The organism is Dactylosporangium sp. NPDC050588 (assembly GCF_040654975.1).
In the GTDB taxonomy this organism is placed as follows: Bacteria; Actinomycetota; Actinomycetes; order Mycobacteriales; family Micromonosporaceae; genus Dactylosporangium; species Dactylosporangium maewongense.
The window spans coordinates 98,769-123,931 of the sequence record NZ_JBFAJA010000016.1 but is presented as its reverse complement, the minus strand read 5'-3'; the positions used below and the strand labels follow the sequence as shown (position 1 = coordinate 123,931).

Sequence of the window (25,163 nt, the reverse complement as noted above, 5' to 3'; positions counted from 1 at the left end):
ATGTCGACGATCGATGGGCTTCTTTCCGTTCGGTCCGTGCTGCGCGCGCAGCGCCATGACCGGGGCACGCTGGACCGGTTGACCCTGGCCGGGCTGCGGGACGCGCTCGACCACGCGCGCACCCGCGTCCCGGCCTACGGCGGCGACCGGTACGACATCGGAACCCCACACGACTTCGCCGACTTCGCGCGCCTGCCGATGCTCCGCAAGGCCGACGTGCTCGCGCTCGGTGAGGACCGGTTCCGCGACCCGGCCTACACCCGCGACGCCGTCACCGTCTACACCACCAGCGGCACCAGCGGGCAGATCCTCGAGGCGTGGCACGACCCCGCCAACTACGCCCACGACCGCGCCTGCAACATCCGCCGCTTCGCCGCCGCCGGCGGGCGCTACCGGCCCTGGTCGCGCCTGGTGCACTTCAAGCCGTTCCCGCTCGACACCGCGTGGTACCAGAAGCTCGGCATCTTCCGCCGCGCCGTCGTGCTCAGCGCGCTGCCCGTCCGCACCAGGGTCGAGCACCTGCTGCGCGAGCGCCCGCACGCGGTCATCGGATATCCGGTGATGCTCCGCGACCTGCTGCGCGGCATGCGCCCCGACGAGCTCACGACGCTGCGCCGCACGCTGCGCGCCGTCTTCACCGAGTCGGAGCTGCTGACCCCCGAGGTCCGCCACCAGCTCACCGAGGGCTTCGGCGTGCCGATCTTCAACGAGTACTCCGCCTACGAGCTCATGCACATCGCGTACGACTGCGCCGAAGGCCAGCTCCACGTCGCCGAGGACCGCGTCCACGTCGAGATCGTCGACCCCGACGGCCAACCCGTCCCCGACGGCACCGAAGGCCACGTGGTCGTCACCGGCTGGCGCGAGCGCGCGATGCCGCTGCTGCGGTACTGGCTCGGCGACCGCGCCACCCGCCACACCGGCCGCTGCGCGTGCGGTAGGACATTCGCCCGCCTGCACCTGACCAAGGGCCGCGCCGACGACTACGTCGTCCTCCCCGACGGCGAGCGCATCTACGCCGGCACCTTCATCGGCATGGCCATCAGCACCCCCGGCGTCGCCGAGTGCATGGTCCGCCAGGACTCCGCCGGCAACATCACCATCTTCCTCGTCCCCGACGGCCGCGCCGACCGCGGCTTCGACGATCTCGCCCGCGAGGCCCGCGCCTGGCTGCACACCACCGCCGGCCGCCCCTTCGACCTCGACGTCCGCCACGCCGACGCCCTGGAGCTCACCGCCGGCGGCAAGGGCCGCTTCGTCGTCTCAGAGTTCCAGCGGTGACCCCCGCCGGCGACATCCTGACGGGGCGCCTCCTGCTGCGCCGCCCCGCGGTCGGTGACGTCGACGCCATCCTCGACGTCCACCGCGACCCGCTCGCCTGCCTGCACAACCCGGGCGACCGTCTGCGGACCCGCTCCGAGGCGCTCGAACGCCTGCACCACTGGACGACCCACTGGGACCGCCACGGTTTCGGCTACTGGACCGTGCTGACCGCTCCGGCCGCCGCACCCCCGGCGCTGGTCGGCTTCTGCGGCCTCAAGTTCATGCCACTGCACGGCGAACCGGCGCTGAACCTGTTCTACCGCCTCGCACCCACCGCGTGGCACCAGGGCTACGCCACCGAGGCCGCGGCGGCCGCCGTCGCCTGGGCCGCCCAGCACCGCCCGGACCTCCCCTTGGTGGCCCGCGTCCGCCCGGACAACCTGGCGTCCCAGCGCGTCGCCAACCGCATCGGCCTGCATCGCGCCCCCCACCTGGACCACCGCGGCGAGGACGGCCCCGACCTGCTCTACCAGGCCACCCACGCACTCAGCCCGGCGTGACGCGCAACCCCCGCCACCTTCACCGGGCGCGCACCACCCAGCCGGTCCGCGCCGGGCGAGGTGGAGATCAGGCCGTCACGGCGCCGTGCTGGGGGACGAGGTGGGCGCCGAGGTCGGACTTCAGCTCGGACATGCCCTTGCCGAGGATCATGCCGCGCGCCCCACGGTCGACGACGCGCTCCACCAAGCGGCGGAACAGGTCGAAGTACAGGTGCCGCCGGCCGCCGTCCTCCACGGGCAGCGCGCCCCACGACAGCCAGACCGGCCAGACCGGGTCGTCCAGGATCGTCGCGGCGCCGAGGAGCCGGCCGGCGGCGTCGCGGTACGCCACGACACACACGTCGGCACGGCCGGCCACCGCCGCCTGCCACACCTCCGAGCGGGGGCCGCTGCGCAGCTCGACGCTGCCGGCCGCGTGCTTGGCGAAGTTGAGCCGGGTCAGGTGGGCGAGTTCCGCCGGGGTGACGACCTCGCCCACCCTGCCCGTGCGCACCTGAAGGTCCGGGTCGGCGGCGACGAGCCGCTGGGTGCGGCGCACGCTCGCCCGGCGCTTCTGGCCCAGGCCGGCCAGCCACGCGTCGACCGACTCCGGTGCGTCCAGCACAGCGAGCGGTTCGGTGTCTCTGGTGTACCGCGGCCACGGCAGCCACGCGTCGTCGCCCTCGCCGAGCTGCCGCCACAGCGCCCCCCGGACGCCCGGCCCGAGGGTCCGCCGGGCCGCGCGGCGGAACGCGCGCACCAGCGACGCCCGCTCCCGCACCGCGGACGACGCGAACCAGAATCCCGGCACGGCACTGCTCTGCGGCGCCTGCACGTGCAGATACCCGACCCGGGGAAACCCGGGTGCGGCGGCGCGACGGCGCGGCGCCACCACCGACGCGGCGACCAGCCCCACCGGACCCTCCACATCGGACAGCACCGCGAGCAGCACCGGGTCGGCGCCGGAGAGCACCCCGGCCCGCATGACCGGCCAGGCCCAGTTGGCGCGCAGGCCGGCGCGGGCGCGCAGCGCCTCCCAGTCGGCCGGCTCCGGGTCGGTGACCGGGTCGTGCAGCCCGACGGTCAGACCCTCCCTGACAGCTGTCACATCCACCATCATGATCCCCCGTGTGGAACTGTGCGACGCCACCTTCCACTGAGGCCGGCGTCGAGACTCAGGGCGCTCGCTCCGGCCGACAGCAGCAGCGCCGCCATCGCGCCGGACGAGGCGGCGTGCGGGACCAGTACCGCCGCCGAAACCGTGACGACGACCAGCCCCACGGCCGCGGCGGCCGCGGTGAGGCGGGGCGAGCGGCCGTCGGTGTTCTCCACCAGGTAGCCGGCGTAGGCGACGAGCGCGAAGAGCGGCGTCTCCAGGCAGGTCAGCAGGGTCAGCAGCAGCGTGCCCGGCGCCAGGAACGCGACCAGCGGCACGCCCGGCAGGCAGAGCAGCACCGCGAACCGCAGGATCCGCCGCGCCTTCGCCCGTCCCGCCCGCCCGGCGGGACCGCGCAACCGCAGCGACGTCACCGGTTGGCGCAGGCGCAGCAGGTACGTGAGCGCCGCCGAACAGAAGCCCGACGCGGTCACGGCGACGTAGAAGGGGCCGCTCTCGGTGCCGTGGCCGGCGATACGCAGGATCAGGTAGCACACGGCGAGGCTCAGGCTGGCGATCAGCTCGGGCAGGCCGAGCAGGACGCAGGTGCGCAGCACCAGCCAGGCGACCCGGCGGCGGCGCACGGCGGTCCCGACACCCCGGGCGCCGCGACCCGCCACCGACCAGCCGGCCGGAAGGCGCCACAGCAGGACCGCGGACGCGGTGAGGGCAGCCGCCGCCAGCATGGTGAGCTGCCACAGCGGCGGCCACGCGAAGTGGAACGTGACGGCGGACAGGGTCAGCAGCGCGCCGGTCATCGCGGCGAACGTGACCGCGTCGGTGCGGGGGTGGCCGCGGACCCGGTGCAGGCCGACGGCGAGCTGCAGCAGGCCGAGCGCGGCGGACCACAGCAGCGCGGCGGCGATCACCCGCAGCTGGTCGCGCCCGGACAGGAACGCGGCGGCGAACGCGACCGCCGCCACCATGACCGGCACCGCGGCGACCCGCAGCACGACCCGGGCGATGTACCCGCCGAGGCGGGGGGTGCGGGGCACCAGCTTGAGGGCGGCCTTCTCGCCGCTGGAGGCGACGAACACCGTCCACGCCGACACGCCGACGGCGCCGGCGTAGTCGGCGAAGCGGGCCGCGCCCCACGGCACGGCGAGCACCAGCGGCGCGAGCTGGCTGGTCGCCCGGAACGCGCCGCGGCCGGCGAACAGCGCCAGCATCATCCCGCCGCCGGGGGCGGCGGTGCGCGGCTCGGCCTGCGGTGCGAGCAGGGTCATGAGCGGTCGGCGAGGAAGCCACCGCCGCGGGCGGCGGCACGACCGGCCGGCCCGGCACCCGCGGGCGGGCCCACCAGGCGCGGCGGGGACGGCCAGCACAGCACCGCGACGGCGGCGACGAGGTGGGCGGCGATGAAGACGTACGCCTCCGTACGACTCGCGACGTGGCCGAGCCGGACCGTCATGTGGTCGGCCCAGTCCCACCGCTGCGGCACCGGCTGCCCGCGCCACAGCCAGAACGACAGGTCCTCCAGCCCCGACAGCATGACGAGGATGCTCGCGTAGCAGATCCGGCGCACGGTCGCCGCCGCCGAGCCGCCCAGCCGCTGGTGCAGCGCGAACGCGAGGATCAGCAGCGGCGCGAGCACCCGGACCAGCGAGTAGAAGCCCTCGAAGTCGTCCGCGATGACCCGGTCGAACATGCGCGGGACGAAGCCGCAGAACACGGCCGTGAACGTGAGGACCCCGACGACCTCGGGCAGCCGCCACCGGCGCAGCCACTCGGGTTCCAGTGCGGCGATGGTCTCCGTGGCGAGGACGAAGGGCAGCAGGTACGCCAGGAACAGCCACAGCGAGTCGAGCTGCTTGCCGTCCGGGGCGAGCGCCACCAGCAGCACCCCGGAGACCAGTGTGGCGGCGACGAGGCCGAAGAAGCGCTTCACGGCCGCACCTCGAAGCGCACCGTCGACAGCAGCCGGTCGGCGGCGGCGCGTAACTGTTCGGGGGTGTCGGCGGTCAGCAGGGCGTAGCCGAGCTTGCTGGTGAGGTCGATCGTGGAGGTGACGGCGCGGCCGGGCTCGGCCAGCAGCGCGATCCTGAGCACCTCCGGCCAGGTGCGCGCCTCCTCGACGCCGTGGATCGCGGCGAGCGTCCCGGTGTCCGCCGCGTTCAGCAGCTGCACCATCACCGGGTGCGGCACCCTGGCGGGCGGGACCGGTGGCAGCGGCGCGCCGACGGCGACGCTGATCGACGCCTCGATCGGGTCGACGCCGTAGCAGTGCTTGGCGAGCTCGCCGAGGGGATCGCCGCCGGTGCGGGCGCCCATCTCGATGAGCCGGGGCCGGCCGTCGGCACCGACGACGAGGTCGAGGTTGAGCGGGCCGCGGCGGTAGCCGAGCCGGGCGCAGATCGCGTCGACGTCGGCGACGATCGCGTCGTGGGTGCCGTCGGGGACGCCGGCCGGCAGCAGGTGCGCGGTGGTGGTCGCCTGCGGCGGCGGGGTGAGCCGGCGCTCGGTGAGGGCCATGAAGACGACCCGCCCGCCGTCGATGACGCACTCGCAGCCGCAGTGCTGCCCCTGGACCTCTTCCTCGATGACGATCCCGGCGCCGTACGAGAAGCGCTCCGCCTCGGCGATCGCGGCGTCCACTGTGGATTCGTCCGGGCAGCGGGTCACGCCGCGGCTGCTCTGCGCGTCGGCGGGCTTGACCACGAGCGGGAACGTCAGGCCCGCGCCGCGCCAGTCGGCGCCGTCGACCCAGCGGTAGCCGGGCAGGCCGAGCTCGTCGCAGACGGCGCGGAAGCGGCGCTTGTCCACCGACGCCGCGACGGTCTGCTCGGTGAGGCCGCACGGCAGCCCGAACCGTTCGGCGAGCGCGAGCTGCGTCGGCAGCGCGATGTCGCTGCTGGGGGCGAGGACCCCGGCGACGTCGGTGCGCCGGCGCAGGATCCCGCTGAGGGCGGCGACGTCGCGGGTGCTGACGGGCAGCAGCTCGTCGGCGAGCGCGACGGCCGGCGCGGTGTCGCGCAGGTCGACGGCGATCGTCCGGAACCCCAGCGCCCGGGCGGTGCGGTAGGTCGCCATCGCACCGTCGGCGGCGCCCAGGATCAGCAGGCTCTTCATGCGGCGTCTCCACGCTGTACGGGGATGTGCGGCACCGCTCTGGCGCCGGGGAACAGCTCGTCGGCGGCGTCGACCGGGATCGACGCCTCGCGGATGTAGAACATGGCGGGGCGCGGCTGCGCGTCGGCGACGAGCACCGTGTAGCGGAGCATGACGGCGGCGCCGGCGAGCGCGACGCACTCGGCGAGCAGCGCGCCGCCGATCGCGGGCGCGATGCCGACCCAGCCGGCGAAGGCGGTGGCCGCCAGCCCGGCCGTCACGAGCGCGGCGAGCAGCAGCACGATCGCGACCCAGTGCACGGCGCGGCGGGAGAAGGCGACGTACAGCTCCAGCGCGTGCCCGATGAGCCGCCCGAGGCGGAACTTCGACGTGCCGCGGGTGCGTTCCCGGTGCTCGACCGGCACGGTCGCGATCCTCGACGTGAGCAGCGGCACCGTGGCCAGGAAGTACGGTGTGCCGAGGCGGAGTTCGACGACCCGCCGGGCGAGCTCGGTGCGCAGCACCCGGAACGTGGTCGCGCCGGGTGGGATGCGCACGCGCAGCCGCCGGCCGAGCCAGTGGTAGCAGGCGGCACCCCACCTGCGGTGCCACGGGTCGTGCCGGGTGCGCCGCACCCCGAACACGGCGTCGAAGCCTTCCAGGGCCCGCTCCACCAGCACGTGCACCTCGGTCGGCGGGAACTGCAGGTCGGCGTCGAGGTGCACGAGCCACGGTTTCCGCGCGTACTTGTACCCGGCCGAGAACGCCGCCTCGAAGCCGAAGTTGCGGCTGAACGACAGGTACTGGACGCGGTCGTCGGCGGCGGCGAGCCGCTGGATCTCCGCGAGCGTGCCGTCGCCGCTGCCGTCGTCGACGAAGAGGATCTCCAGGTCGTAGCCGCCGAGCGCGGCCACGATCTCGGCGTGGGTCTGCGCGACGCTGTCCGCCTCGTCGTAGCAGGGCACGACGGCGGTGAGGCCTAACGGGTGCATGGGACCGGCGGGTTCAGCGGGCGGCGAGCGCGAGCGGCTCGGGGGCCGTCCAGTGCTCGCCCTGGGTGGCGATGAACCAGTCGACGGTCCGCTCCAGGCCCGTCTCGAGCGACACGAGACCGGCGGGGTCGATGCCGACGGCGCGCAGCGTCTCGGCGTTCGCGCTGACGACGGCGCCGGCCTGCTCACCGGGGCGCATCGGCAGGTCCACGATCTCGACCCGCGGGTAGCCCTTGCGCTCGCACTGGTCGATGACGATCTCGGCGACGTGGCGGATCGTGGTCGACGAGACGGGGCCGCACTCCACCACGTGGTCCAGGACGGTGCCGGCCTCGGCGGCCTCGAACGCGGAGACGAGCGCCCTGGCGACGTCGCCGACCCACACCATGTCGGAGACCTGGTGGCCGCCGCCGTAGAGCTCGACCGGCATCCCGCACAGGGCGCGGCAGACGACCGCGGGGGTGATCTTGCGGACCTTGCCGGGTCCGAACGGCGCGGCGGCGAGCTGGCGCGGCCCGTACGCGTTGACGGCGCGCACCACGTTGACCCGGCTGCCGCGGTCGGCGTTGAACATCGACACGAACCGCTCGACGGCGGTCTTGGAGATGGAGTAGCTGTTGTTCATCCAGTGGTTGCCGACCCCGATGTAGACGCCCGGCAGCTGGTACTGGGTGACGGCCTCGAGGAAGTTCAGCCCGCCGACGAGGTTCGTCTCGGCGGCCGGGCGCGGGTTCAGGATCGTCTCCTGGGTGCCGAGCACGGCGGCGAGGTGGATGATGCCGTCGCAGTGGGCGGCGAGCTCGACCATGGCGGTCGCGTCGCGGATGTCGCCGAGCATCACCTCGCGCTCGGGCGCCTCCGGACGGCGCCGGGCGTGCGCGTGGTGATCGAATACCAACGCCTCATGTCCTCGCGCCTCGATCTCCTCGCAGACGTACCGCCCGATGAAACCATTACCCCCGGTCACGCCGATCTTCATTGGCCGTTTCCTATCACTCGATGGGCGGGTCCTCGCCCACGGCAGGCTTCGGCGAGCCCCTCCACGGGGTGGTGCCCCGCGCTGGAAACGCCGTTGAACAGCACAAACACGATGCGGACAGCGATCTTCGCCACGAGTGATCGAATCCTCACGCCGCGGTCGCAATCTACCGTCCAGGCGCCAGTGATCACAGTCCGAGGGGAAAGATTTATTGACTCCGTCGTATGTGAGGCATCGTTTTGCCGACGTTGCCCCCGATCCGGCGGAATTTACGTGAAGCGATGGTTTTGGCGCCTCTCACGGACGCCGATACCTGCCGGAACGCTGTGATCCCTGGCAAAATCCTGGCAAACGCTCCGCCCCACACGGAGGTGGTCGAAGTTGACCCCGTCGGGCCGAGCGGTGCCCGGCTGCACGGCACCACGGATGGAGCACATGTGACCTCGATCAGCGGCATCAGCGGCATCTCGGGCTCGTTCGCCGGCCAGCGGACGGCGCTGCGACCCCCACCGCCACCGAAGGACGGCCAGGACCCGATGAGCGCGGTGACCAGGGCGCTCGGCCTGTCGGGCGACCAGCTGAAGTCCAAGCTGGACAGCGGACAGAGCCTCACCGAGGTCGCGGAGGAGCAGGGCGTCTCGCACGACGACCTGATCGCCGCGATCAAGGCCGGCAAGCCGGCGAGCGCGGCCACCTCGGTCTCCGCGTCCGTCGAGGAGAACGACGACGCCGTCGCCGAGCGGATCGCGGCGCAGAAGGGCACGCCCGGCCCGCCGCCCGGCGCACCCCGCGGCGGTGCCGCCGGCCTGTCGGACGAGTCGAAGCTGCAACAGCTCAGCACCCTGCTGGAGACCGACAGCGGGTCCCTGCGCGACAGCAGCGCCGCCGACGTCGTGAAACGCATGCAGGACAAGGGCATCGACCTGTCCCGGCTCCGCTCGGTCCTCGACAGCGGCGACCTGGTCGACTACGCCGCCTGACCCTCAGCCCTCGACAGCAGCCGCCCGGTGAGCTCCAGCAGCCGGGCGGCTGCCGCGGCGTCCAGGGTCGGGAAGTCCGGCGGGAGGCGCCGGTCCCGGTCGACCGCGGTCAGCGCGTCCGCCGGCGGCTCGTCCACGAACCCGTGGATCGGCGCGACCGAGGCGGCCACCGGCCGGGCCGCCAGCGACGCGACCGCGAGCAGCCCCCGGACCACCGGCGGCAGGCCCGAGCGGTCGCCGCTGCGGGTGAAGCCCGGGTGGTAGAGCACGTACCGGGCGCGGCTGCCGGACCTGGTCGCCGCCGCGTTCCGGCGGCACTACAGCCGGTGGGCGCTGCTGCTGGAGCGCAACCTCGCCCAGGAGGACAGCTCACCGGCGCTGAAGGCCAACGCCGACGGCGGCCGGGCCGCGCACCGGGCCTGGCTCGCCGCCGCGTTCCCGGGCCTCGATCCCCTCACGACCGGCCGGCTCGTCGGCGTCACCGGCGTCGAGCAGCCCCGTGCTCCGTCGCGCCGCCGCGGTGGTCTGCCCGGCCGGCATGGGGATCGTCACGAAGGCCGTCGCCGCGGGTGTACCGGTCGTCGCCGTCCCCTGGGGCCGCGACCAGCCGGAGGTCGCCCGGCGGGTGCAGCAGGCCGGCACCGGCGTGATCCTGCCCGCGAAGCGGCTCACCGCAGCCCGGCTCGCCGCGGCCGTCGACACGGCGCTGGGGCTGCGCGACCGAGCCCGTGCGGTGGCGGCCGGCATCGACCCCGCCCGGGCGGCGGAGCGCTTCGCCGACGCCGCCGAGGAGGTCGCCGTACGAAGCCCGCAGCCGGCGGTCTAACTCCGTGCGACCCGCGTCATCACCGCGACCAGCACGGCGCCGACGGCAACGACGGCGGCGTAAGGGAACCAGGGCGTGGGGTAGGTGGCGGCCACCAGACCGACCATCAACGGTCCGGTCGGCGCGGCGACGGTGCCGGCCACCACCGGCGACATGGGCCGGCGGACGAGCAGCCCCCGCACCAGGAGCGAGATCCCCACGCCGGCGGCGAACAGCGGCACCCCGATCACAGCCAGGACGAACGCGGTAAGGAACTGGATGTCGGGCTGGCCGCACCACGTGCCGCCGCCGCACAGCGCCCACGTCCAGGGGCCGAAGGCGTAGGCGACGAACCCCGCGGTCACGGCCAGGCCGAGCCCCACGAACCAGAGCGTCATCACGTTGTCAGTCCGGATGCGCGCGGCAGCGTCCATGCCCGACACCCTAGCGCCACCTGCGCGGACGACTTAATTGGAGACTTACTTTAACTATTAGGACTCTTTACCTTGTGGTGGCGTCATCGATGGCTGATGATGCGAGGGGAGCGGATCCGCCCATCCCCTCCCGCCTACCGAAGGACCACCCGTGCTCAAGAAGCTCCCCTTGAGCGCGCGACGCCTCGTGCTCGCCGCGCTCGCCCTGGTGACCGCGCTGGGGGTGGGCCTGGTCATCAGGCCCGCCCTGGCCGCCGCCGCCCCGTTCAAGGTGCTCGCCTTCTACAACGGCACCTGGGACGCGGCCCACATCGACTTCGACAAGGAGGCCCGGGACTGGTTCCCGGCGCAGGCCGCGCAGAACGGCTTCACCTGGGAGGCGACCACCGACTGGAGCCGGCTCAACACCGGCAGCCTGGCCCAGTACAAGGTCATCATGTTCCTCGACGACGCGCCGCCGTCGGGGCAGCGGGCCGCGTTCCAGCAGTACATGAACAACGGCGGCGCCTGGATGGGCTTCCACGTCAGCGCGTTCACCACCGACCCCGGCTCGTGGAGCTGGTACTACAACACATTCCTCGGCTCGGGCGCGTTCCGGACCAACACGTGGGGGCCGACCGCGGTCACGCTGAAGGTCGAGGACCGGGCGCACCCGTCGACGGTACGACTGCCGGCCACGTTCCGGTCCGCGGTCAGCGAGTGGTACTCGTGGAGCAACGACCTGCGCCAGAACCCCGCGATCGACATCCTCGCCTCGGTGGACCCCAGCAGCTTCCCGGTCGGCACCGACCCCAACCAGTCGTGGTACAGCGGCTACTACCCGATCCTGTGGACGAACCGTAACTACAAGATGCTGTACGCCAACTTCGGCCACAACGGCATGAACTACTCCACCAACACCCGCACGTCCTCGACGTTCGCCAGCGCCGACCAGAACCGCTGGATCATCGACGGCATCCTGTGGCTCGCCGGCGCCTCCACCACCCCGCCGTCGTCGTCGCCCACGCCGTCGGCCAGCACGGGACCGATCTCGCCGACCGCCTGGTACAGCGTCACCAACAAGAACTCGTCGAAGTGCGTCGACGCGCGGGCGGCCGGCACCACCAACGGCACGGCGATCCAGCAGTACACGTGCAACGGCTCCACCGCGCAGCAGTTCCAGTTCCAGCCGACCAGCGGCGGGTTCGTGCGCATCAACAACCGCGGCAACAGCGCACAGGCCCTGGACGTCACCAACGTGTCGAGCGCCGACAACGCGCCGATCCAGACGTGGACCTACGGCGGCGGCAACAACCAGCAGTGGCAGCCCGTGGCCGAGGGCGGCGGCTGGTACCACTTCGTGAGCCGGCTCTCGGGCAAGTGCCTGGATGTCCCGGCCGCGTCGACCGCCGACAGCGTGCAGCTCGTGCAGTACACCTGCAACGGCACGGCGGCGCAGTCCTTCCGGCTGTCCTGAAAGTTTCGGCTTCCACGGACCGCCCTGAGCATTGACGCGTGGTGATGCATTGCCCGGCCCTGGACCCCGGGACTACGGTCTCGCCGTCCCGGGTCGGGCAATTGTGACACTCGCCCGACCGCCCGTTCGCATGTTGTACAGCGAGGAGCGGATCGTGCGGTTCATCCCCCATCGGCGGCGGGCCGTCGCCATCGCCGCGGCCGGCGCGGTGGCCGTCGCCGCGGCCGCCGTCACCGTGACCGTGGCGTCGGCCGCCGCGTCCGGCTGCCGCGTCACGTACACCGTGACCAACTCCTGGCAGGGCGGCTTCGGCGCGAACGTCGACATCACCAACCTCGGCGACGCCGTGAACGGCTGGACCCTGGCGTGGACGTTCCCGGCCGGGCAGACCGTCACCCAGGCGTGGAACGCGACCGTCACGACCAGCGGCGGCCAGACCCGGGCTTCCGATGTCGGCTACAACGCGCCGATCGCGACCGGGGCGACCGTGTCGTTCGGCTTCAACGGCACGTGGACGGGTAGCAATCCATCGCCTGTTGGATTTTCGCTGAACGGCGTCACCTGCACCGGAGCCCCCACATCGTCCGCGCCACCGCCCTCTTCTTCGGCGCCGCCGCCCCCCACGGGCAACGCCAAGCAGATGGAGGATCTCGACCGCGGCCTCATCTCCGTGCGGTCCGGCAGCGGCAACCTCGTCTCCTGGCGGCTGCTCGGCACCGAGGCCCTGTCGACGGCGTTCAACCTGTACCGCGGCGGCACCCGCATCGCGACGGTCACCACCGGCACCGACTACCTCGACGCCGGCGCCGCCGCGGACGCCTCCTACACGGTGCGCGCGGTCGTCGGCGGCACCGAGCAGACCGCGTCGGCAGCGTCGCTGCGCTTCGCCAACGGCTACCTCGACGTGCCGATCTCCTCGCCCGGCTCCGGCTACACCGCCAACGACGCCTCCGTCGGTGACCTCGACGGCGACGGCGACTACGAGATCGTGCTGAAGTGGGACCCCGCCGATGCCAAGGACAACTCGCAGTCCGGTGTCACCGGCGTCGTGTACGTCGACGCGTACCGGCTGGACGGGCAGCGCCTGTGGCGGATCAACCTCGGCCGCAACATCCGCGCCGGCGCCCACTACACCCAGTTCCAGGTGTACGACTACGACGGCGACGGCCGCGCCGAGGTCGCCATGAAGACCGCGGACGCCACGGTCGACGGCACCGGCCGCGTCATCGGCAACGCCTCCGCCGACTACCGCAACAGCTCCGGCTACGTGCTCAGCGGCCCCGAGTTCCTCACCATGTTCAACGGCCTCACCGGCGCCGCCATGTCCACAGTGGACTACGTGGTGCCGCGCGGCACCGTCTCGTCGTGGGGCGACAACTACGGCAACCGGGTCGACCGGTTCCTGGCCGGCACCGCATACCTCGACGGGCAGCGCCCATCGCTGATCATGGCCCGCGGGTACTACACGCGGTCGGTCATCGTCGCCTGGGACTTCCGCAACGGCTCGCTGACCCGGCGCTGGACCTTCGACAGCAACAGCTCCGGCAACAGCGCTTACGCCGGCCAGGGCAACCATCAGCTCTCCGTCGCCGACGTCGACTCCGACGGCCGCGACGAGATCGTGTACGGGTCGATGGCCGTCGACGACAATGGCGCCCGCCTCTGGAACACCGGCAACGGCCACGGCGACGCCCTGCACGTCGGCGACCTCGACCCGTCCCGGCCGGGCCTGGAGGAGTTCAAGGTCGATGAGGACGGCAGCAAGCCCTCCTCGTGGATGGCCGACGCGCGCACCGGGCAGGTCCTGTGGACCACCCCGGCCAACGGCGACAACGGCCGCGGCGTGTCCGGCGACATCTGGGCCGGCAGCGCCGGCGCCGAGTCGTGGTCCTCCGCCGCCGACGGCGTCCGCAACCCCAAGGGCACCGTCGTCTCCACCCGCAAGCCGAGCTCGACGAACTTCCTCGCCTGGTGGGACGGCGACACGACCCGGGAGCTCCTCGACGGCACCCACATCGACAAGTACGGCACCTCCGGCGACACCCGGCTGCTGACCGCCTCCGGCGTGCACTCCAACAACGGCACGAAGTCGACGCCGTCACTGTCCGGCGACATCCTCGGCGACTGGCGCGAGGAGGTGATCTGGCCCACGTCGGACAACACCGCGCTGCGCATCTACAGCACGCCCGACCCGACCTCGACGCGGCTCTTCACGCTGATGCACGACCCGCAGTACCGGTGCGCGATCGCCTGGCAGAACACCGCGTACAACCAGCCGCCGCACCCGTCGTACTTCATCGGCAGCGGCATGTCGACGCCGCCGGCGCCCGTCATCTACGTGCGTTAGCGTTCCTGTCATACCTGGGCGGTAGCTTGTTGGCATGACGTCGGCGAGCTCGGACCTGATCCGCAGGGTGGATCGGTGCGTGCTCGCCGGCGACGTGCCGGGATTCCCCGTGGTGCCTGACGGGTGGCTGGCCGTGGCGGTCGCCCCCGCCGTTTCCGTCACTGCCTCGGACCTCGCCGCGGCGGTGCCGCCCGACGCCGAGCGCGTCGTGCTGCTCGCGGCCGGCCCGCTCGGCCCCGACCTCGCCGTGGCGCTGGACCGGCCCGTCGTCGCGCCCGACGGCCCGGTCGTGCAGACGCCCGGCGGGGTGATGGTCACGACCGACGCCGGCGGCGGCTGGTGGCGGCACCGGCCCGGCCGGCCCGCCGAGCCGCTCGGCCCGCGCTGGCCCGCACCCGACTGGCAGGGATCCGCGCCGCTGTGGCCCTCCACGGTCATCGCCCAGCCAGTCCCCGCCGGCTGGCTGCTGTCCCCCGCCCCGGTGGGCTCGGCGGCCGCCTTCGACGGGGTCGAGTTCGCCGTCGCCGTGGACCCGTCCCGGCCGCGGCTGCTGCTCGACCCGGCCCTCACCGGCGAGCAGCTCGCACTGGCCATGACCGCCCTGCCGACCCGCGTGCGGCGGGTCGCCGACCTCGTGCCGCTGGGCGCGGGCCAGGGCGCCGGCCGCGCGGTCGCCGCGACCGCCGCCGCCCGCCTCGGCGAGCCCGTCCACCTGGTCAACGGGGTGCCCCTGCACACGCCCGCCGGGTCGATCGTGGTGTTCGCCCTCGACGCCCACCGCCGGCCCGTGTGGGCGGAGCCCGCGTGGCTGCTGCGCCTCACCCCTGACGGCGGCGAGGAGGTCGTGGCGTCGTCCCCGCCGCACGCCTCGCTGCGCGAGCTCTCCCCCGCCACCTATGCGATGGACATGGGCTGGCAGGTGCGGTTGAGCGGCGGCGGGATCCATGCGTTCCCCGGCCCTCCCCCGCCACCCGCGAAGGGCCGCGCCTCGTTGCCTGACGCGGCTCCCGTCACCGAGTCGTTCGCCGCTGTGGATGCGGGCGGTTCTTCGGCCCCGGCTTCGTCCCCCGCTTCGTTCGCCGAGCGGCCGGGTGCCTACCGGGTCGTCGTCGGCACCGCCGGGGAGACGATCGACGACCTGGTGTGGCCGCCGCTGTCGGCGATGTTCACCGCGCTCCTGTCCGACATCCCCGCCGCCGTCGACCTCGTCGTGGAGGGCACGTCCTCGGCGTGGGGCGAGGCCGCCGAGCGGGAGCTCGCCGAGCGACACCCCGGCGGCGGCGTGACCAACGGGCAGGCACGCGGGTTCCAGCGCGCCGACCTGCTGCCCATGCCACCCGCACCCCTGCCGCCCGACCCACCGGCCGCGGCCCGCCGCGCCCGCAACGGCCTGGCGCTGCTGGCCGCCGCGGCGGTGGTCGTGGTGCTGCTCGCCGTCGCGGGCCTGGTCGCGTTCTGGCCTCGCGGCGGCAACGGCGCCGACCTCGCCGGCGACGCCGGGCCACAGACGGCGACGACCCCCGACGCCGCGCCCGGCACCCCGTCCGCGGCGGCATCGGCGAGCGGCAGCGCCTCCCCTCGGGCCAGCACGTCCGCCTCGCCCCGCGGCTCCACCCAGGCATCGGCGTCGGCAGCGGCCGGCCCCAGCCTCACCACCTCGGCCACGGGCACGCCCCCGCTGCCGCTGGACACCGGCACCGACGTAGCACGCGGCCGGCCGGCCACGGAGAGCAGCCACACCGACCCGTATGTCGCGAGCCGCACCACCGACGGCGACCCGATGAGCTACTGGGAGAGCCGCAACAACGCCTTTCCCCAGTGGATCCAGGTCGACCTCGGCGCCCCGGTCGCGGTCCGCCGCATCGTCCTGCGCCTGCCACCGTCGTCGGCCTGGCCCGCCCGCACCCAGACCGTGACCGTCCTCGGCAGCCCCGACGGCGCCACCTTCTCCGTCCTCGTCCCGGGCGCCGCCTGCCGCTTCGACCCCAACAGCGGCCAGCAGGCCACCCTCACCGTCAACGCAGGCAACCACCGCTACGTCCGCATCCTCATCTCCTCCAACACAGTCCAGCCCGCCGGCCAACTCTCCGCGATCGAGCTGTACCGCGGCTGACCCGTGGAGACCGCGCCCCAGACCACACACGCCATCGCCCCACCACGCCATCGCCCCACCACGCAGGTGCTCCCTGCGACGCCCCGCAACCACCCGACTTCGACTCCATCAACGGCAAGCCCGCCAGCTCAGACGACCACCACTACGTCCACAGTCCTACCGCCTCCAACAGGCCAACCCACCGGCCAACTCTCCTCAATCGAGCTGCACCGCGGCTGACCCGTGGGGACCGCGGCTGACCCGTGGAGACCGCGCCCCAGACCACACACGCCATCGCCCCACCACGCCATCGCCCCACCACGCAGGTGCTCCCTGCGACGCCCCGCAACCACCCGACTTCGACTCCATCAACGGCAAGCCCGCCAGCTCAGACGACCACCACTACGTCCACAGTCCCATCGCCTCCAACAGGCCAACCCGCCGGCCAACTCTCCTCAATCGAGCTGCACCGCGGCTGACCCGTGGCACCGCGCCCCAGACCACCCACGGCCCTGCCAGCACCCCCTGGACCTCCACAACACACGACTTCAACCTCACCAGCGGCCGGCGGCACCACGCTCGCCGTCAACTCACGCGACAACCGCTACGTCCGCGTCCGCATCTCCTCCACCACAGTCCAACCCGCCGGCCAACCCTCCGCGATCGAGCTGCGCCGCGGCTGACCCTCTCCGACCACGCGGGCCGCCACTCCGGACCGCGGCTGACCCTCACGACCACGCGTCAGCCCACCACGCGGACCATTCCTGACCACATCACCGTCGCGTCAGACGCCAGGCGCCGCCGGGCATGGTGCCACTGCCGCGAGGGGTCGTGCCCCCGTTGGTGTTGTCGCCACCACCACCAGCCGTGGCGCTCTGCCCGTCACACCAGGCCATCGCGTCGGGGCGCGTCATCTTCGTGTCATGCGCGGGCCACCACGCCCACCCACGCCATCGTCGCGTCACACACAACGCCAGGCCACCGCGTCGGGCCGCGTCATCTTCGCCTCATGCGCGGGCCACCACGCCAGCCCACCGCGGCCAGCCACGCCATCGTCGCGTCACGCACCACGCCAGGCCCCAACGCCAGGCCACCACGCCAGGCCACCACGCCATCTCATGCCATCGTCGCGTCACGCTCTGCGCCACCGTGCCAGGCCGTCACGCCAGCCAGAAGAGATCCCCATCGCCAGCAGTGCCACACCCTTCAGAGCTATGACGGCGGACACCGCGCCGCTCAACCGCGGTGGCACACCGCGGGCGGCCGCTCAGGCAGCCGGGCGCCACACCCCGCACAACTCGCCCCACACGACGAGAAGATCGAAGGACGAATCCGGCCGCCCGCATGACCAGAACCGTCCTTGGATCACAGCGGAGCACCGGTGAACCCGGCAGGCCGGACCGGACGTGCGGACGTTCGCCCGGACCGTCGAGCAGCACGATCGCCGCCACAGGTGCGCCACGCGCGGGCGTCAGGTCGGGGCGGGTGGCGTTCGTTGCTGCTGGCCGGCCTCTTCGGCCGCGGGGCGCGGAGTCCGATCGTCGTGCCGGGCGGTGAGGGCAGGTGTTAGTCGTGCGAGTAGCTGTCGACGGTGATGCCGTCGCGGCGGACGGTGATGTGGGCGTGGTCGCCGAATGCGTCGAGCAGCACCTGGTTGAACGCTTCGCTCTCGAGGGCGTCGGTGAACGCGCGGGCCCGGTCGTACCGTTCCTCGTCCGGGCCGGTGTATGCGCTGTGCCTCTGCCCGTTGACCCACTTGCCCTCCCGGCGGCCCAGCGACGGGTGTCGTCCGTCCTCGAGCCGGAGCTGGTGGGTCAACTGCGGCTCGAGGGCCGGGTCTTCGGGAGTCCGGAACCACGGCGTGTCGACGCTGAACACGCACGGGTCCCCGTCGTTGTAGTAGGGCGTGTACTGCGTCCAGCCGAACTCGACGATCACGTCGTCGGCGAGGAGCGCGCGGATCAGTGGTTCGAGGTCCGACAGCGGGCGCTGCTGCACCGTGGGGGCGGGGCGGATGATGGTCCCGTCGACCGGGATGCCGAGAAAGTTGAAGTGGCTCATTCGGCTGGCTCCTCGGTCCGGGGTTCGCTCTGCAGAAGGTGGGACAGCGGGAGTTGCTTGCGTTGCGCGCCGGACATCCACGGCGCGATCGGCATGCCGGCGATGTAGTCGGCCGGCGACGGGAGCCAGCCGAGGTCTTCCAGGACGTGCCGCTCCGCGATCAGCCGGACGGGGACCTGGACCGTCCCACCGGCGCTCCGGGGGACTTCGATGGTGCGGCCGAAGATGCGTTGGCACAGCCAGACGCCCTCGGTGTGGTGGTAGAGCGACCGGTGCCGGACGTCGCCGATCGTCTTCTTGGAGGAGTCGATGAACTCCTCTATCTCGATGTAGTTCTCAGGGGCGCCGCCCCACTTGCGCGCCGCTGAGACCGCATGGTGCCAACTGTTCACGCGCTCTCCCGCTCCCGGCGACGCCACGCCGGTAGGGAATGTAGATCATCGCCGGGCGGCGGGCAATCGCGGACGCCGGCGGGGTCGATGGCGGGGCGCGGGTGCAGGAGGTCGTCGAGGTAGGCGGTGGTGAAGCCGAGGTCGGCCGCCAGGGCGTCGGGGGTACGGCCAGTCAGGCGCTGGTTGGCTTGGAGCTCGGCGGCGGTCTGGGCCTTCTCGGCGAGGTTGAGTGACATGGGGTCCTCCGTGCTGGTTCAGGGCAGTGCGGTGGCGCGGGGCGCGGGGCGGTCCTCCGGGCTGATCAGGTCAGTGCGGCGGCGCGGGTGCGCAGGGTGGCGAGGGTGTGCGCCAGGGCGGCGCGTTCCCCGGTCGTCAGGTCGGCGAAGAGCTCGGCCAGGAACTCGTGCCGAGTCGCGGTGGCCAGGGTGTTGGCGTGTTCGCCGGCAGGGGTGAGGCGGACCAGGCGGGCGCGGCGGTCGCGTGGGTCGTCGGTGCGCTGGACCAGGCCGTCGCGGGACAGGCCGTCGATCAGCTCGGTGATCGTGCGTGGGGCGACGTCCAGCGCGGTCGCGAGCTCGCTCTGCCGGGCAGGGCCGGCGGCCAGGGCGCCGAGGACCCGCTTGCGGGCGACGGACACGCCGTGCCGCTGGAGGCGGGTGTCCAGGACCCGGCGGATCTGGGTCACACAGCCCAGCAGCTGGTCGACGAGGTCGAGATCGTTCACACCCAAACGATAAACCCTCATCGTGAGGGCCCTCAACAAACTGTCCGGCACCGAATAGGATCGGCGGGTGATGCGATCTGCGTTTCTCGATGCCAGTGACACCGCCGCGGGGCTGCTGCGGGACCCGGCCGTGACGGCGAGGTGGGGCGAGCCCAGTGCGCTGCCCGGGTTCACCGTCGGCGGGCTGGCCCGGCACCTCGCCAATCAGGTCACCAGGACCGTGACGCTGCTCGCGGGGCCGCCGGGTGAGGCCGCCGTCCCCGTTCTGGACCACTTCACCGGCGCGGGCTGGGCCGGGTCGGGCAGGGACAGCGACGACAACGTCCTCATCCGTACGCGGGGCGAGGAGGCCGCCGTGCTGACCAGCGCCGCCGAGCTGACCGCCGAGGTCGACGCGGCGCTGGACGAGCTGCGCACGACCGTGCCTGCGCAGCATCCGGAGCGGATCGTGGACCTCGGGGAGTGGGGGCTGACGGTCGACGACTTCCTGCTGACCCGGGTGCTGGAGCTCGTCGTGCACGTGGACGACCTGGCGGTGAGCCTCGACGTACCGGCGCCGCAGCTGCCGCCGGAAGCCGTCACGGCCACCGTGGAGCTGCTCGGCAGGCTGGCGGTGTGGCGGCACGGGGCGCTACCGGTGGTCAGGGCACTCGCCCGGCAGGAGCGAGCCCCCGCGTCCATAGCCGCGCTGTAAACCAAGCGGCATAGGGTCAGGGGTGTGCGAATCCGGATCGAGGGCACCGACCTGCCGGGGCGGCGCCCCGGCGCCGACGCGTTGCGGCTGCACAACGTACACGTGGGCGTGCAGCGCAAGGCCGAGGTGGTGGACAGGGTCCGGGCCGACGCGCCGGACGTGACCTGGGACCTGGAGGTGACCAGCCGGGAGGTCGACGGGCTGCTCGACGTCGGCGGGCCATGGGTGCACGGCCGGCCCGGGGCACGGTTCCTCTACCTGAGCTGGGGCGCTGTGACGGGCGACGAGTTCGCGATGTTCCGCCGGGCGAAGCTCATGTTCGGCGACATCCCGACCGAGGTGCTGCGGGCGGCGCACGACGGGGCCGGCACGCTGCACGGCCGGCTCGGCCTGACCGACGCGGCGGGCGACCCGGTGTGCGCACGGGTCCGCCCGCCCACGATCGTGTGGACGGTGCGCTGATCAGGCGACGACGAGCGCCTGCGGTGCCGCCTGCCGGATGCGGGTCCGCAGCCACTTGAGCTGCACGGCGGTCTCGCCCTCGCAGCGCAGCACGACCCGCAGCAGGTCCTCGTCCCGCACGCCGCGGGCGGCCTGACCGACGACGGTCCAGCTGACGTCGCACTCGGCCGCCATGAGGTACAGGTCGTGCAGGTCCCGCAGGAGGCCCAGCCCGCCGCCGCGCGTGCCGGTGAACAGGGTCGAGTGGAGCCGGTCCGGCTCGTCGGGTGCCTCCGCCGCGTACCGTGCGGCGAAGGGTGCGAGCTGCGAGGCGTGCGCGTCGCACTGGGCCGCCAGCCGGGTGCACAGGGCGCGGATGTCGGGCTCGTCGCCGTGCGCCGAGGCGACCTCCCGGAACGCGTCGGCGAGGCAGGTCTGCGAGCGGTGCAGCAGGCCGAGGTAGTGACCGAGATGCATCACGTCACCTTGTCGAGACGGACCGCCGTGACCTTGAACAGCGGCTGTTTGGAGACCGGGTCCCAGGAAGTGACGGTCAGTTCGTTGGCCGCCCGGTCGAAGGCCCCGGGAGCGTCGAAGTACCCTTGGTGGAACGGGATGAAGACCACGCCGGGCCGGATGCCGCGGATCCGGGCGGGCGCCCGGACCGTGCCGCGCGGTGAGGTCACCGCGACCAGGTCACCGTCGCGGATGCCGGCGGCCGCGGCGTCCGCGGCGTTGACCTCGACCCACGGCTCCGGCGCGGCGGCGTTGAGCTGCGGCGCGCGGGCCGTCTTCGTCCGGCTGTGGAACTGGTGGACGCTGCGCCCGGTCGTCAGCAGCAGCGGGTACTCGCCGGTCGGCGTCTCGGGCGACGGCTCGTACGCGACGGCGTGCAGGAACGCCCGGCCGCCGGGCCGCCTGGCTGCGTACTCCTCCTTGGTGAGCTCGGCGCCCGTTGCCAGGTCGTGGCCGTAGCTCTCGCAGCGGTCCGGGTCGGTGTTGAAGACGCCGTCCGTGTAGAGGCGCTCATCCCCGAACGGCCACTGGATGCCGGTGTAGTCGCACGGCCGGCCGGCGCCGCGCAGCTTCCACGCCTCGAACGCCTCCTCCGGGGTGCTCCACGGGATCAGCGGGTCCCCGGAACAGGAACGGAAGTCCATCCGACGCAGGCCGCCGCGGTCGCCTGGTTGGACTGGTAGAAGCCCTGCAGCACGGTCGACAGCAGGCGCTCGGACGTGCCGAGCAGCTCCGCGGCCCGCTCCACGTCGGCGGCGCGGACGTCGCAGATCTCGGCGACGCGGTCCGGCCGGTACGGGTCGACCACCTCGCACAGGTTGTCGAAGCCGACCGTGTGGTCGCGCACGTACGAGGCGTCGTACCGGTCCCGCTCGATGAGGAGGCGGAGCAGGCCGTTCATCAGGGCGAGGTTGGTGCCGTTGCGGACGGCGAGGTGCAGGTCGGCCTCGCGGGTGACCGGGGTGCTGCGCGGGTCGACGGCGAGCATCGCCGGCGGGTTCGGGCCGCGACGGCGGTCCAGCATCCGTGCCCACAGCACGCAGGCGGTCTCCGCGACGTTGTGCCCCACCGCGCGATCGTGTCGCAGTGATCGATGTCGGTGTACGAGCCCGGCTGCCCGTCAGTGCCGAAGCTGGCCTTCAGCGCCGCGGCGGCGGTGGCGGTGCACAGCCGGGTGTTGCCGTCCATGTGGAGCACCGACGCCGACTGGTGCCAGGAGTCGACGTCCTCGACCGTCAGGCAGGAGTCCAGTCTGGTCGGCCAGGTTCCGCCGGCACCGTACGGTGTGCGCGGCCCCCACGGGTCGGCGATTCGGTCCTGGGTCACACCGTGACCAATGCCCTGGAGCGCGCGGGCGAACCAAAAATTGAGGCCCGGGGGATCGTCAGCATCCCCCGGGCCTCTCCATCCACCGGTCCGCGTCCCGCCCAGGTCACGTACCGGCGAAACCTCAGCGGCAGCGGCCCGCCCAGGTCACGCACGAGCGAGACCTCAGCGGGAGCGGCCCGCCCGGCGCTTCGCCCAGACGTCGAACGCGACCGCCGCCAGCAGGACCAGGCCCTTCACGAGCATGACCCGCTCGCTCGGGGAGCCGATGAGGGACATGCCGTTGTTGATGACGGCCATGATGAGGCCGCCGGTGATGGCGCCGACGACCTTCCCGACGCCGCCCTGCACCGCCGCGCCCCCGATGAATGCCGCGGCGATCGCGTCCAGCTCGAACGCGTTGCCGGCGGTCGGGCCGGCCTGGTTGAGGCGGCCGGCGAAGATGATGCCGGCGATCGAGGCGAGCAGCCCCATGTTCACGAAGATCCAGAAGGTCACCGACTTGACCTTGACGCCGGACAGCCCGGCGGCCTGCAGGTTGCCGCCGACGGCGTAGATGTGCCGGCCGAAGACGGTGCGCTGGGAGATCAGCGTGTACAGCAGGACGAGCGCGGCGAGCAGGACCAGCACCCACGGCAGGTTCTTGAAGCGGGCCAGCTGGACGATGATGAACATCAGCACGAGTGACGCGCCGGCGATCTTCGCGACGAACACGGGAAGGCTGTCGACGGCCTGCCCGTAGCCGATGCGGCCGCTGCGGGCCCGCCACTGCACGACCGCGATCCCCGCCACCGACGCCAGCCCGACGAGCAGCGTGAAGCGGTCCGCGCCGCCCAGGACACCCAGATCGGCATTGCCGAGGAAGCCCGGCGTGAAGCCGTTGGCGAGGGTCCGCACGTCGTCGGGGAACGGGCCGATGCCCTGGTTGCCCAGGACGGTCATGGTGAGCGCCCGGAAGACGAGCATGCCGGCGAGGGTGACGATGAACGCCGGGATCCCGAAGTACGCGATCCAGAACCCCTGCCAGGCGCCGATGAGCGCCCCGACGGCGAGGGTGGCCAGGATCGCGACGGGCCATGGCACGTCCAGGTCGACCATGAGCACCGCGGCGACGGCGCCGGTGACCGCGACGACGGAGCCCGCGGACAGGTCGATGTGCCCGGCGATGATGATCAGGATCATGCCGATGGCGAGGATCAGGATGTACGAGTTCTGCACGACGATGTTCGAGATGTTCTGCGGCTCCAGCAGCGAGCCGGACGTCAGGACCTCGAACAGGACCACGATCGCGGCGAACGCGATGTAGATGCCGCTCTGGCGCAGGTTGACCGAGAAGCGGGTCGGCGCCACGGTCTCCGTGTCGGCCTCCACGATGGTCGTCATGAGCGTTCCTTAAAGCTGGTCATGAGCTGCATGAGCCGCTCGGGGGTCGCGTCGGCGCGGGGTAGTTCGCCGGTGACCCGGCCCGCCGACAGGGCGTAGATGCGGTCGCAGATGCCGAGCAGCTCCGGCAGCTCGGAGGAGATGACCAGGATCGCCTTGCCCTCGTCGGCGAGCCGGTTGATGATCGTGTAGATCTCGTACTTGGCGCCGATGTCGATGCCGCGGGTCGGCTCGTCGAGGATCAGTACGTCAGGGTCCGTGAAGATCCATTTGGCGAGCACGACCTTCTGCTGGTTGCCGCCGCTGAGCGTCCCGGTGACGGCGCCGACGCCGGGCGCCTTGATGTTGAGGCTGCGCCGGTAGTCCTCGGCGACCCGGAACTCGCGGTTCTCGTCGACCCAGCCGCCCTTGGCGATGCGCGGCAGCGCGGCGCCGGAGACGTTGCGCTGGATGTCCTCGATGAGGTTGAGGCCGTACCGTTTGCGGTCCTCGGTGGCGTACGCGATGCCGTGCGCGATCGCGTCGCCGACGGTCCGCAGCTCGACCGGGACGCCGTCCTTGTACACCTGGCCGCTGATGCCGGTGCCGTAGCTGCGCCCGAAGACGCTCATCGCGAGCTCGGTGCGCCCGGCGCCCATGAGTCCGGCGAGCCCGACGATCTCGCCGCGGCGCACCGACAACGACGCCCGGTCGACGACGACCCGCCCGTGCTGGGTGGGGCTGTGCACGGTCCAGTCCTCGATGCGCAGCGCCTCGGCGCCCACCTCGTGCGACATCCTGGGTGGGAAGCGGTGCGACAGGTCCCGGCCGACCATGCCGGAGATGATGCGGTCCTCCGACACGCCCAGCTCGTCCATGTCGAGGGTCTCGATGGTGCGGCCGTCGCGAAGGATCGTGGTGGTGTCGGCGACCGCCTCGATCTCGTTGAGCTTGTGCGAGATGATCACGCAGGTGATGCCGCGCTCGCGGAATTCGAGGAGCAGGTCCAGCAGGTGCCGGGAGTCCGACTCGTTGAGCGCCGCGGTCGGCTCGTCGAGGATCAGCAGCCGGACTTCCTTGGACAGCGCCTTGGCGATCTCGACGAGCTGCTGCTTGCCGACGCCGAGGTCCATCGCCGGTGTGACCGGGTTGTCACGGAGACCGACCCGGCGCAGGAGCGCGCCGGCGTCGGCGTTCGTGCGGTTCCAGTCGATCAGGCCCCAGCGCTTCCCGGACCGTACCCGCTCGTTGCCGAGGAAGATGTTCTCGGCGATCGACAGGTGCGGGATGAGCGCCAGCTCCTGGTGGATGATGACGATCCCGCGCCGCTCGCTGTCGCGGATCCCGGCGAAGTGGCAGGGCTCCCCGTCGAAGTCGATGTCGCCGGTGTACGAGCCGTGCGGGTACACGCCGGACAGCACCTTCATAAGGGTCGACTTCCCGGCGCCGTTCTCACCGCAGATCGCGTGGATCTCCCCGCGACGGACCTCGAGGTTCACATCCTGCAGCGCGGCAACGCCGGGAAACGTCTTGGTGATGCCGCGCATCCGCAGGAT

At 72.5% G+C, this 25,163-nt stretch carries 26 protein-coding genes; 9 read left to right on the top strand and 17 right to left on the bottom strand.

Features of this window, described 5'->3' with window-relative positions:
- Entirely contained in the window at positions 1-1,281 is a 1,281-nt protein-coding gene (locus tag AB0I21_RS13505; RefSeq protein ID WP_360560956.1) for an AMP-binding protein, read from the top strand.
- Positions 1,278-1,823 (top strand): GNAT family N-acetyltransferase, encoded by a 546-nt coding sequence (locus tag AB0I21_RS13500; protein ID WP_360560954.1) that lies wholly within the window; start codon positions 1,278-1,280, stop codon positions 1,821-1,823. The genes AB0I21_RS13505 and AB0I21_RS13500 overlap by 4 nt, the downstream gene beginning before the upstream one ends.
- A 67-nt stretch (positions 1,824-1,890) precedes the next feature.
- Here AB0I21_RS13500 and AB0I21_RS13495 read toward each other — a convergent pair whose 3' ends face one another.
- The 6 genes from AB0I21_RS13495 to AB0I21_RS13470 are packed head-to-tail and all read right to left on the bottom strand — an operon-like array spanning position 1,891 to position 7,977.
- The gene (locus tag AB0I21_RS13495; protein WP_360560952.1) at positions 1,891-2,910 is read right to left on the bottom strand and encodes a hypothetical protein; all 1,020 of its coding nucleotides are present in this window, start codon (positions 2,908-2,910) and stop codon (positions 1,891-1,893) included.
- 8 nt (positions 2,911-2,918) lie between these two features.
- A complete protein-coding gene (locus AB0I21_RS13490) occupies positions 2,919-4,184 on the bottom strand; it encodes a hypothetical protein (RefSeq protein WP_360560950.1) in 1,266 nt (421 codons plus the stop codon).
- Complete coding sequence (locus tag AB0I21_RS13485; RefSeq protein WP_360560948.1) at positions 4,181-4,846, bottom strand: hypothetical protein; 666 nt, start codon at positions 4,844-4,846, stop codon at positions 4,181-4,183. Before AB0I21_RS13485 ends, AB0I21_RS13490 begins: the two co-directional genes overlap by 4 nt.
- Positions 4,843-6,027, bottom strand: coding sequence for an ATP-grasp domain-containing protein (locus AB0I21_RS13480; protein WP_360560947.1), 1,185 nt, complete (start codon positions 6,025-6,027; stop codon positions 4,843-4,845). Before AB0I21_RS13480 ends, AB0I21_RS13485 begins: the two co-directional genes overlap by 4 nt.
- Positions 6,024-6,998 carry a glycosyltransferase family 2 protein gene (locus AB0I21_RS13475; RefSeq protein ID WP_360560945.1) on the bottom strand — a complete coding sequence of 325 codons (975 nt, stop codon included), beginning with the start codon at positions 6,996-6,998 and terminating at the stop codon, positions 6,024-6,026. The genes AB0I21_RS13480 and AB0I21_RS13475 overlap by 4 nt, the downstream gene beginning before the upstream one ends.
- A gap of 13 nt (positions 6,999-7,011) precedes the next feature.
- A complete protein-coding gene (locus tag AB0I21_RS13470; protein ID WP_360560943.1) occupies positions 7,012-7,977 on the bottom strand; it encodes an NAD-dependent epimerase/dehydratase family protein in 966 nt (321 codons plus the stop codon).
- Positions 7,978-8,414: 437 nt separating this feature from the next.
- Here AB0I21_RS13470 and AB0I21_RS13465 point away from each other — a divergent pair, with 437 nt between their 5' ends.
- The gene (locus AB0I21_RS13465) at positions 8,415-8,957 is read left to right on the top strand and encodes a hypothetical protein (RefSeq protein ID WP_360560941.1); all 543 of its coding nucleotides are present in this window, start codon (positions 8,415-8,417) and stop codon (positions 8,955-8,957) included.
- Here the strand turns inward: AB0I21_RS13465 and AB0I21_RS13460 are convergent.
- On the bottom strand, positions 8,945-9,226 hold the full coding sequence (locus AB0I21_RS13460; RefSeq protein WP_360560939.1) for a hypothetical protein: 282 nt from the start codon (positions 9,224-9,226) through the stop codon (positions 8,945-8,947). The two genes, AB0I21_RS13465 and AB0I21_RS13460, sit on opposite strands and share 13 nt — an antisense overlap.
- Before the next feature lie 230 nt (positions 9,227-9,456).
- Between AB0I21_RS13460 and AB0I21_RS13455 the strand changes: the two genes are divergently transcribed.
- Positions 9,457-9,783 carry a nucleotide disphospho-sugar-binding domain-containing protein gene (locus AB0I21_RS13455; RefSeq protein WP_360560937.1) on the top strand — a complete coding sequence of 109 codons (327 nt, stop codon included), beginning with the start codon at positions 9,457-9,459 and terminating at the stop codon, positions 9,781-9,783.
- Here the strand turns inward: AB0I21_RS13455 and AB0I21_RS13450 are convergent.
- Positions 9,780-10,196, bottom strand: coding sequence for a hypothetical protein (locus AB0I21_RS13450; protein ID WP_360560935.1), 417 nt, complete (start codon positions 10,194-10,196; stop codon positions 9,780-9,782). The two genes, AB0I21_RS13455 and AB0I21_RS13450, sit on opposite strands and share 4 nt — an antisense overlap.
- 169 nt (positions 10,197-10,365) lie before the next feature.
- Between AB0I21_RS13450 and AB0I21_RS13445 the strand changes: the two genes are divergently transcribed.
- From AB0I21_RS13445 to AB0I21_RS13435, 3 genes are all read left to right on the top strand, one after another.
- Complete coding sequence (locus AB0I21_RS13445; RefSeq protein WP_360560933.1) at positions 10,366-11,652, top strand: RICIN domain-containing protein; 1,287 nt, start codon at positions 10,366-10,368, stop codon at positions 11,650-11,652.
- 154 nt (positions 11,653-11,806) lie between these two features.
- Positions 11,807-13,999 (top strand): cellulose binding domain-containing protein, encoded by a 2,193-nt coding sequence (locus AB0I21_RS13440; RefSeq protein ID WP_360560931.1) that lies wholly within the window; start codon positions 11,807-11,809, stop codon positions 13,997-13,999.
- 34 nt (positions 14,000-14,033) lie between these two features.
- Positions 14,034-16,112, top strand: a complete 2,079-nt coding sequence (locus AB0I21_RS13435; RefSeq protein WP_360560929.1) for a discoidin domain-containing protein — start codon at positions 14,034-14,036, stop codon at positions 16,110-16,112.
- Between the two features lie 1,545 nt (positions 16,113-17,657).
- Here AB0I21_RS13435 and AB0I21_RS13430 read toward each other — a convergent pair.
- The 4 genes from AB0I21_RS13430 to AB0I21_RS13415 form a co-directional block, all read right to left on the bottom strand.
- Positions 17,658-18,152: a hypothetical protein gene (locus tag AB0I21_RS13430; protein ID WP_360560928.1), complete on the bottom strand. Its 495-nt coding sequence runs from the start codon at positions 18,150-18,152 to the stop codon at positions 17,658-17,660.
- On the bottom strand, positions 18,149-18,544 hold the full coding sequence (locus tag AB0I21_RS13425) for a hypothetical protein (RefSeq protein ID WP_360560926.1): 396 nt from the start codon (positions 18,542-18,544) through the stop codon (positions 18,149-18,151). The genes AB0I21_RS13430 and AB0I21_RS13425 overlap by 4 nt, the downstream gene beginning before the upstream one ends.
- A complete protein-coding gene (locus AB0I21_RS13420; RefSeq protein WP_360560924.1) occupies positions 18,541-18,780 on the bottom strand; it encodes a DUF2316 family protein in 240 nt (79 codons plus the stop codon). The genes AB0I21_RS13425 and AB0I21_RS13420 overlap by 4 nt, the downstream gene beginning before the upstream one ends.
- A 65-nt stretch (positions 18,781-18,845) precedes the next feature.
- Complete coding sequence (locus AB0I21_RS13415) at positions 18,846-19,268, bottom strand: MarR family transcriptional regulator (protein WP_360560922.1); 423 nt, start codon at positions 19,266-19,268, stop codon at positions 18,846-18,848.
- A 70-nt stretch (positions 19,269-19,338) separates the two neighbouring features.
- On the opposite strand from AB0I21_RS13415, the gene AB0I21_RS13410 reads away from it, so the two are divergent.
- Together AB0I21_RS13410 and AB0I21_RS13405 are read left to right on the top strand one after the other, a co-directional pair.
- The gene (locus AB0I21_RS13410; RefSeq protein WP_360561014.1) at positions 19,339-19,962 is read left to right on the top strand and encodes a maleylpyruvate isomerase N-terminal domain-containing protein; all 624 of its coding nucleotides are present in this window, start codon (positions 19,339-19,341) and stop codon (positions 19,960-19,962) included.
- 24 nt (positions 19,963-19,986) lie between these two features.
- A complete protein-coding gene (locus AB0I21_RS13405; RefSeq protein ID WP_360560920.1) occupies positions 19,987-20,424 on the top strand; it encodes a DUF5990 family protein in 438 nt (145 codons plus the stop codon).
- Here AB0I21_RS13405 and AB0I21_RS13400 read toward each other — a convergent pair whose 3' ends face one another.
- From AB0I21_RS13400 to mmsA, 5 genes are all read right to left on the bottom strand, one after another.
- Positions 20,425-20,880, bottom strand: a complete 456-nt coding sequence (locus AB0I21_RS13400) for a hypothetical protein (RefSeq protein ID WP_360560919.1) — start codon at positions 20,878-20,880, stop codon at positions 20,425-20,427.
- Complete coding sequence (locus AB0I21_RS13395) at positions 20,880-21,563, bottom strand: molybdopterin dinucleotide binding domain-containing protein (RefSeq protein ID WP_360560917.1); 684 nt, start codon at positions 21,561-21,563, stop codon at positions 20,880-20,882. The genes AB0I21_RS13400 and AB0I21_RS13395 overlap by 1 nt, the downstream gene beginning before the upstream one ends.
- Positions 21,530-21,988, bottom strand: coding sequence for a hypothetical protein (locus tag AB0I21_RS13390; RefSeq protein WP_360560915.1), 459 nt, complete (start codon positions 21,986-21,988; stop codon positions 21,530-21,532). The genes AB0I21_RS13395 and AB0I21_RS13390 overlap by 34 nt, the downstream gene beginning before the upstream one ends.
- Positions 21,989-22,410: 422 nt before the next feature.
- A complete protein-coding gene (mmsB, locus tag AB0I21_RS13385; protein ID WP_360560913.1) occupies positions 22,411-23,628 on the bottom strand; it encodes a multiple monosaccharide ABC transporter permease in 1,218 nt (405 codons plus the stop codon).
- Positions 23,625-25,154, bottom strand: coding sequence for a multiple monosaccharide ABC transporter ATP-binding protein (gene mmsA, locus AB0I21_RS13380; RefSeq protein ID WP_360560911.1), 1,530 nt, complete (start codon positions 25,152-25,154; stop codon positions 23,625-23,627). The genes mmsB and mmsA overlap by 4 nt, the downstream gene beginning before the upstream one ends.
- Between the last annotated feature and the right edge of the window lie 9 nt (positions 25,155-25,163).